Origin of the sequence: Methylobacterium litchii (assembly GCF_038442315.1) — a bacterium.
Classification (GTDB): domain Bacteria; phylum Pseudomonadota; class Alphaproteobacteria; order Rhizobiales; family Beijerinckiaceae; genus Methylobacterium; species Methylobacterium litchii.
This window is the reverse complement of record NZ_JBBXMY010000006.1, coordinates 281,930-289,158: the sequence shown is the minus strand read 5'-3', so window position 1 is coordinate 289,158 and position 7,229 is coordinate 281,930. Positions and strand designations below refer to the sequence as shown.

The 7,229-nt window shown below is 68.0% G+C and carries 7 protein-coding genes and 1 pseudogene; 4 read left to right on the top strand and 4 right to left on the bottom strand.

The window, feature by feature from the left end:
- Positions 1-193 (bottom strand): annotated as a pseudogene (locus tag AAHF99_RS14090) (porin family protein); the annotation flags it as partial.
- Positions 194-786: 593 nt separating this feature from the next.
- On the opposite strand from AAHF99_RS14090, the gene AAHF99_RS14085 reads away from it, so the two are divergent.
- On the top strand, positions 787-2,268 hold the full coding sequence (locus tag AAHF99_RS14085) for a DEAD/DEAH box helicase (RefSeq protein WP_342164999.1): 1,482 nt from the start codon (positions 787-789) through the stop codon (positions 2,266-2,268).
- A gap of 209 nt (positions 2,269-2,477) precedes the next feature.
- On the top strand, positions 2,478-3,536 hold the full coding sequence (locus tag AAHF99_RS14080) for a diguanylate cyclase (RefSeq protein WP_342164997.1): 1,059 nt from the start codon (positions 2,478-2,480) through the stop codon (positions 3,534-3,536).
- Positions 3,537-3,551: 15 nt separating this feature from the next.
- Here the strand turns inward: AAHF99_RS14080 and AAHF99_RS14075 are convergent, their stop codons facing one another.
- Positions 3,552-3,929 (bottom strand): HesB/IscA family protein, encoded by a 378-nt coding sequence (locus AAHF99_RS14075; RefSeq protein WP_342164996.1) that lies wholly within the window; start codon positions 3,927-3,929, stop codon positions 3,552-3,554.
- 103 nt (positions 3,930-4,032) lie between these two features.
- Positions 4,033-5,022: a threo-3-hydroxy-L-aspartate ammonia-lyase gene (locus AAHF99_RS14070; protein WP_342164994.1), complete on the bottom strand. Its 990-nt coding sequence runs from the start codon at positions 5,020-5,022 to the stop codon at positions 4,033-4,035.
- 137 nt (positions 5,023-5,159) lie between these two features.
- Here AAHF99_RS14070 and AAHF99_RS14065 point away from each other — a divergent pair, with 137 nt between their 5' ends.
- Together AAHF99_RS14065 and AAHF99_RS14060 are read left to right on the top strand one after the other, a co-directional pair.
- The gene (locus AAHF99_RS14065; RefSeq protein WP_342164993.1) at positions 5,160-5,363 is read left to right on the top strand and encodes a hypothetical protein; all 204 of its coding nucleotides are present in this window, start codon (positions 5,160-5,162) and stop codon (positions 5,361-5,363) included.
- 77 nt (positions 5,364-5,440) lie between these two features.
- A complete protein-coding gene (locus tag AAHF99_RS14060) occupies positions 5,441-5,722 on the top strand; it encodes a hypothetical protein (RefSeq protein ID WP_342164992.1) in 282 nt (93 codons plus the stop codon).
- A gap of 61 nt (positions 5,723-5,783) precedes the next feature.
- Here AAHF99_RS14060 and lpdA read toward each other — a convergent pair whose 3' ends face one another.
- Positions 5,784-7,223, bottom strand: a complete 1,440-nt coding sequence (lpdA, locus tag AAHF99_RS14055) for a dihydrolipoyl dehydrogenase (RefSeq protein WP_342164990.1) — start codon at positions 7,221-7,223, stop codon at positions 5,784-5,786.
- Between the last annotated feature and the right edge of the window lie 6 nt (positions 7,224-7,229).

Sequence of the window (7,229 nt, the reverse complement as noted above, 5' to 3'; positions counted from 1 at the left end):
CGACGGTCGGGGCGCGGCTGGAGGAGGCGTCGAAGCCGTAACCGGCGTTGAAACCGGCGTAGAAGCCCGTCCAGGTGAAGACCGGCACCGGGGTGAAGACCGGCGGCGGGGCGGCGCGGCGCGGCAGATCGGCGGCCGAGGCAGCGGCGGTCAGGCCGGCGAGAACGGTCGAAGCAAGGAGAAGCTTTTTCATCGGGGTACCAAATCCTGGGTTGGCTTAGGCCAGCGGCCTTCTAGGCGCTTGCGGCGAACGGGTCTGTCGCTTTCCTGCAACAAGCAGGGTCAGATTAGCCATGTCGGGTCAACGAAAGGTGAAGGTTATGAGGACGTAACAGTGACCAAGGACCGATGTGCTCTGCCGCACAGCGGTACCACTCGAAGTGATGACGCTTGAACTATCGTTCCGTCCCAATTGAAAATGAGGCGAAACCGCGGCGGGCCTTATCGAACATTTAATCCGGTCGAGGCGCAGCACCGCAGGCGTCGCGTTTTATTTTAGGACGCTGCGGCATGCTGCCTCGCGCGCGGTGCTAGCATTTGCTTAACCTCAGACGCGTCGTCCGCCGCGATGGCGTATTGCCACGCTTCTACAGGGGAAACGGGCAGCCCATCCCCCGTCATCCCGCCCTTCCGAAGCCCGCAAGATTGACAAGTCGACGCAAGGCTCTAGGTGAAGCGGTAATCGCTCGGCGGCCGCGGTTGTGCCCGTGCGTCCGCTCAATCCCGGATCGTTGCCGCGACGATGTCCATCGCGCCGGCCGGGTGCGTGAATGTTGCCGACACGAAATGCCGTTCTCCGATCTGGGACTGAGTGAGAAAGTCCTGCAGGCCGTTACATCGGCCGGTTACACCGAGCCGACGCCGATCCAGGCGCAGGCCATTCCCCATGTGCTGGCGCGCCGCGACGTCCTGGGCATCGCCCAGACCGGCACCGGCAAGACGGCGGCGTTCACGCTGCCGATGCTTACCCTGCTGGAAACCGGCCGCGCCCGCGCCCGGATGCCGCGCACGCTCATCCTCGAACCGACCCGCGAACTCGCGGCGCAGGTGGAGGAGAGCTTCGAGCGCTACGGCACCAACCACAAGCTCAACGTCGCGCTGATCATCGGCGGCGTGTCCTTCGCCGATCAGGATGCGAAGCTGACGCGCGGCACCGATGTGCTCATCGCCACGCCCGGCCGCCTGCTCGACCATTTCGAGCGCGGCAAGCTCCTGCTCACCGGCGTCGAACTCCTCGTCATCGACGAGGCCGACCGGATGCTCGACATGGGCTTCATCCCGGACATCGAGCGTATCGTGAAGATGGTGCCGTTCACCCGGCAGACGCTGTTCTTCTCGGCGACCATGCCGCCGGAGATCGAGCGGCTGGCGGACATGTTCCTGCATACGCCGCAGCGGGTGGAGGTGGCGCGCGCCTCCTCCACGGCCACCACTATCACCCAGCGCCTCGTCGCGACCTCGGGCGAGGACCACGCCAAGCGCGACCGTCTCCGCCGCCTGATCCGCGCCGAGGATGGGCTGACCAACGGCATCATCTTCTGCAACCGGAAGCGCGATGTCGCGATCCTGCAGAAATCCCTGGTGAGCCACGGCTTCGATGCCGCCGCCCTCCACGGCGACATGGACCAGCGCTCCCGCACCGCCGCCCTCGACGCGTTCCGCAACGGCGAGACGGCCTTGCTCGTGGCCAGCGACGTGGCCGCGCGCGGCCTCGACATCCCGGCCGTGAGCCACGTCTTCAACTTCGACATCCCCCGTCACCCGGAGGATTACGTCCACCGCATCGGCCGCACCGGCCGCGCGGGCCGGGCCGGCGCCGCCTTCACCCTGGTGAGCCCCGAGGACGACCGGTCGCTCGGCGCCATCGAGGCGCTGATCGGCCAGCCGATCCCGTGGTTCGACGGCGACCTGACGACCGTCACCTCATCCGATTCCGAGCCACGCAGCCGCCATCGCGGTCGCTCGAGCGAGGGACGTCGGAGCCGGGGCGGCGAGCGCGGCGGCCGCGAGGATCGCGAGCGCAAGGAGGCCCGCGAGCCGCGTGAGCCGCGCGTCGCGCGTGAGCCCCGGTCGGAGCCCCGCGAGCGTGCCGCGCCCCGTGCCGAGGCGGCCCCGACGCCGAAGCCCGAACAGACCCGTCGCGAGGCCCCCCGCCGGGAGAACCGGCGCAGCCCACGGGAAGAGAACGACGGCGACTCGCCGGTCGGGCTCGGCTCGCACGTGCCGGCCTTCCTCCTCCGCGCACCGACCGTGAAGCGCGAGCGCTGAATCCCGGCGGCATCCGCCGAGATTGTTTTGGTCATGCACGAAATCGTTCTATTCAGCGCTCGAATCAGTTCAAGGCGCTAAATCGCTAGGGCTCGATCAAAGCCGGTCCAGCCCCTGCGCCTTTAACTGCGCGTGTACAAAGTTTAGCTACAACCCTGGCTCATGAGGCGATGCCCGAGCGGGCAAGCTCGCCCCGATGTGGGTTGAGGATGAGCCAGGACGCTTTCCCTGATCGTGACCGGTCCTTCGCCTTGGCGAAGCGAACGAACGAGCTCATGCGGGACTACGGTCCCTCGGCCACGCCGAGAGCCTATGCCGTGTGGTACACCTACGTCTCGGGCGAGGTGCCTCTGCTCAACGACGCCGTCAAACGGATGACGGCCGAGAAGGGTCATCTCACCGAGATCGACGTCGATCACTTACACGAGAGCTACCTCGACGGGCAGCGCCGGGCGATCGATGCGAGCGTCGTCAGCAAGACGGTGCTGGCCGAGCTGGCGGCGGTGAGCGAGGTGCTGGACCTCTCCCTCGGCTCCACGCAGCAATACGGCGAATCCCTCTCGACCCTGACGCACGACCTCGCGCAGGCGCAGCTCAGCCGCGCCCGCCTCGCCGAGATGGTCGCCTCGCTGGCGGCGGCCACGCGGGAGGTTGTGGCCGACAACCGCGTCCTCGAAGCGCGTATCCGCGAGAGCCGGGACGAGGTCGAGAGCCTGCGGGAGAAGCTCGAAGCCACCCGCACCGAGAGCCTGACCGACCCGCTGAGCGGCCTCTCCAACCGCAAGCATTTCGAGGAAATGATGCACACGGCCGTGGCTGCGGTGCGGGCCGGCGGGCGCCTCAGCGTGATCGTCGTCGATATCGATTACTTCAAGCGCTTCAACGATCAGTTCGGCCATCTGACCGGCGATCAGGTGCTGCGCCTGGTGGCCGTGGTGATGCGCGAGAGCGTGCAGGCCAACGCGCATCTGGCCCGCTTCGGCGGCGAGGAGTTCGGCATCATCCTGCCCGGCGCCAACCGCCTTGATGCCGTGCAGATCGCCGAGACGATCCGGCTGAGCATGATCGGTCGGGAGCTCGTGAAGCGCTCGACGGGCGAGTCCCTCGGCAAGGTGACGGTATCGCTCGGCGTGGCCGAACACCGCTCCGGCGACACGCCGGCTTCGCTGCTGGAGCGGGCCGACCTGTGCATGTTCGCGGCCAAGCGCGGCGGCCGCAACCGCGTGGTGGACGACGCCTCGATCTCGGCGCCGTCCCAGGCCGCCTGAAGGCGGCCCCGCTCCTTAGGCCGAGGCCGGCATCAACTCGGGCGAGACGGGCGTGATGGCCACGGACTCGCCGCAGCCGCAGGCCGAGGTCTGGTTCGGGTTGTTGAACACGAACTGCGACGCGAGCTTCGTGGTGGTGAAGTCCATCTCGGTGCCGAGCAGGAACAGCACGGCCTTCGGGTCGATGAAGACCTGTACGCCCTGGTCCTCGACCACATCCTCGCCGGGCTTGCGCTCTTCGGCATATTCCATCGTGTAGGTCATGCCGGCGCAGCCGCCATTGCGCACGCCGACGCGCAGGCCCGCCATCGGCTTGTCGGCCTGGGCCATGATCGCCTTGATCTGATCGGCGGCGCGATCGGTCAGCGAGAGGACCTTGAAGTTTGCAATCATCGTCTCTCTCCGGCCCGAACGGGTTCAAGGCCCGTGGGACGTGGGGTGTCGTGTCCGTTCAAGATAAGCATCCCGGCCGTCCGGGTCCACACGATCCGCATGCTCAGGCGGCGGGCGAGACGAGATGCGCGAAGGACGCGATGTCGACATTGCCGCCGCTGATGACGATGCCGACCCGCTTGCCCGCCACGTCGAGCTTGCCGTGCAGCACCGCCGCCGCCGCCAGACATCCGGTGGGCTCGGCCACGAGCTTCATCCGGGCGGCGAAGAAGCGCATCGTCTCGACGAGTTCGTCGTCGCTGACGGTGACGATGTCGGTGACGCGCTCGCGGATGATCGGGAAGGTGAGGGCACCGAGATAGGTCGTTTGCGCCCCGTCCGCGATGGTGCGCGGCACCGGGATCGTCACTACTCTGCCCTCGTGGAACGAGCGGCGCCCGTCATCGCCCGCCTCCGGCTCGACGCCGTAGATCGCGATGCCGGGGGAGAGTTCCGACGCCGCCAGGGCGCAGCCGGCCAGTTGCCCTCCCCCGCCGAGGCAGGCGACCAGCATGTCGAGGGGCCCGGTCTCCTCGATGAGTTCGAGGGCCAGGGTCCCCTGCCCCGCGATGACGTCGGGATGGTCGTAGGGCGGGATCAGGGTCAGGCCCCGCGCCTGCGCGATTTCCCGGCCCAGCACCTCGCGGTCCTGGCTGTAGCGGTCGTAGGAGACCACCTCGGCGCCGTAGCCGCGCGTCGCCTCGACCTTCACCTGCGGGGCGTCCTCCGGCATCACGATCACCGCCGGCACGCCGAGCAGGCGGCTTGCGAGGGCGATGGCCTGGGCGTGGTTCCCCGACGAGAAGGCGATGACGCCGCGACGGCGCACCTCCTCCGGCAGGGCGCTGATCGCGTTGTAGGCCCCCCGGAACTTGAAGGCCCCGCCCCGCTGCAGGTTCTCCGCCTTGAAGAACAGGCGTGCCCCGCTCATCGCGTCGGCGGTGCGGGAAGTGAGCACGGGGGTACGATGGGCCGTGCCCGCGATGCGGCCGGCGGCGCGCTTCACATCCGCGAAGGTCGGCAGGGCAGGCGTATCCGGGGCCGGGACGGGCATGGTGAGACTCTCGTGGACCGCTTGGCCGCCCCGAGAACCCGAGCGGAGCCATTAGCGTCGCCGGGGATTATCTCCCGTATGGGGGAGCACACAATGGCACGGCTCGAACGAAAGCGGGCATTCGCACGGATGCCGGCATGACGCAGGACGAAACCCGTCTGTCCGGTACGCCCGTCACCTTCCGGGGCCGGGGGCTCGGGCTGCGCCTCGGCGCGCGGCTTCTGGTCCTCGTTTGCCCTCTTTGCTCACAGCGCAACGCGGCGCGCGGCGCCGAGCGGGGGATCTGCGAATGGTGCGCCTACGTTCCGTCCGAGAAGGACGAGGACCCCGCGCGGAAATGAACGGCCTCGCCCCCGGGGGCGTTACTCCCGCAGAGCCCTCTTCTGAGGGACAACGATAAGATTTCGGAGACGCAGCCATGAAGACCACCACCCTCCTCGCCGCCGCCGGCCTGCTCGCCCTCGGCACCAGCGCGTTCGCGGCCGAGAGCGGCCCGAGCACCCAGAGCACCACCGGCAACGCCGTTGGCCGGATGCAGGGTTCGCCGAACGCCGCCGGCTTCGGCAAGGGCGAGACCACCGGCAGCACCACGGGTGCGTCGAGCGTCGCGCCGGGCCATGAGATGAAGAACGACGGCAAGATGCAGGGCTCGCCGAACGCCTCCGGCTTCAACGGTGGTCAAGGCGCCACCGGCCGCTGATCTTCCGACTCCGAACAAAGAAACGGCCGCCCCTCGGGGCGGCCGTTTCCGTTTGCGGCGATCAGGTGTGGATCACCTTGCCGTACGCGTCGAGGACGCTCTCGTGCATCATCTCGCTGAGCGTGGGGTGCGGGAACACCGTGTGCATCAGCTCTTCCTCGGTGCTCTCGAGGTTCATGGCGACGACGTAGCCCTGGATCAGCTCCGTGACCTCGGCCCCGACCATGTGCGCGCCGAGCAGCTGGCCGGTCTTGGCGTCGAAGACGGTCTTGATCATCCCGTCCGGCTCGCCGAGTGCGATGGCCTTTCCGTTGCCCGCGAAGGGGAAGCGGCCGACCTTCACTTGGAAGCCCTGCTCCTTCGCCTTGGCCTCGGTGAGGCCGACGCTGGCGATCTGCGGCTGGCAATAGGTGCAGCCGGGGATCTTGCCCTTGTCCATCGGGTGGGTGTGCAGGCCCTTGATGGTCTCGATGCAGATGACGCCCTCGTGCTCGGCCTTGTGCGCCAGCATCGGCGGGCCGGCGACGTCGCCGATGGCGTAGAGGCCCGGCACGTTGGTCCGCCCAAGCCCGTCGGTGACGATGCAGCCCCGGTCGGTCTTCACCCCGAGCTTCTCCAGGCCGAGATTCTCGATGTTGCCGACGACGCCCACCGCCGAGATCATCTTCTCGGCCTTGATCTGCTGGCTCTTGCCGTCCCCGCCCTCGATGGTGGCGGTGATCGAGTCGGCGGCCTTCTCGACCTTCGTCACCTTGGCGCCGGTGAGGATCTTGATGCCCTGCTTCTCGAACCGCTTGCGCGCCATGGCGGCGATCTCGGCATCCTCCACCGGCAGGATCTGCGGCAGAACCTCGACCACCGTCACCTCGGCGCCCATCGTCTTGTAGAACGAGGCGAACTCGATGCCGATGGCGCCGGAGCCCATCACCAGCAGGCTCTTGGGCATCGTCTCGGGGACCATGGCCTCATAATAGGTCCAGATCTGCTTCTTGTCGGGCTCGATGCCCGGCAGGGCGCGGGGCCGGGCGCCCGTCGCGACGATGATGTGCTTGGCCTGATAGGAGCCCGCGCCCTTGGCGCCCTTCGGCGGCTCGGCGCGCTTGCTCTCCTTCACAGTGACCTGGCCGGGCTGGTTGCCCTTGGCGACGGACTCGACCGTGGCCTCGCCCCAGATCACGTCGACCTTGTTCTTCTTCAGCAGCATCCCGACGCCGCCGTTGAGGCGGGCCGAGACGCCCCGCGAGCGCTTCACGATGGCGGCGGTGTCGAACCCGACCTTCTCCGCCGTGAGGCCGTATTCGCCCGGATGCTGGAAGTAGTGGAAGATCTCGGCCGAGCGCAGCAACGCCTTGGTGGGGATGCAGCCCCAGTTCAGGCAGATGCCGCCCAGATGCTCGCGGTCCACCACGGCGGTCTTGAAGCCGAGCTGCGCGGCGCGGATGGCGGTGACGTAGCCGCCGGGTCCGGCCCCGATGATGAGGACGTCGTAGGTCTCAGACATGAAGGG